This is a genomic window from Polaromonas sp. P1_G2, from assembly GCF_056405515.1.
Genome location: NZ_JBFUBY010001085.1, coordinates 1 through 464, shown reverse-complemented (window position 1 = coordinate 464; position 464 = coordinate 1). Strand labels below are relative to the sequence as shown.

The window sequence follows — 464 nt, the reverse complement described above, 5'->3', positions numbered from 1 at the left end:
ATGCCTGGCAGGCCGGCAAACTGCATCTGCCGCTCTCCGTCGACCTGAACGGCAAGCCGTTCGGCCGCGCCAATGCMGGCRTCGACATGACCTTCGATTTCGGCCAGCTTGTCGCCCATGCGGCCCGGACACGCCCACTCTCGGCCGGCACGATCATCGGCTCCGGCACGGTGTCGAACAAGCTCGGCGATGGGCCTGGAAAACCGATTTCCGACGGCGGTGCCGGCTATTCCTGCATCACCGAGATGCGCATGGTGGAAACGATGATGCACGGCGCGGCTAAGACGCCGTTCCTCAAGGCTGGCGACGTCGTGCGCATCGAGATGAAGGACAAGAGCGGCCATTCGATCTTCGGGGCCATCGAGCAGACGGTGGAGGCGTATCAGCGGGGCTAGGCGATTGTGATGTCGTAGAGCGGGAAATTGCTGTCCACCGTCAGGACCTGCAAATTCTCGCTCATAGCC

Annotated in this window: 1 protein-coding gene; it reads left to right on the top strand. The window is 62.8% G+C overall.

Going from position 1 to position 464, the window contains the following annotated elements:
* The coding region (locus tag AC1D0P_RS29170; RefSeq protein WP_477679924.1) for a fumarylacetoacetate hydrolase family protein at positions 1 to 395 on the top strand (395 nt) is incomplete at its 5' end.
* Positions 396 to 464 lie beyond the last annotated feature (69 nt).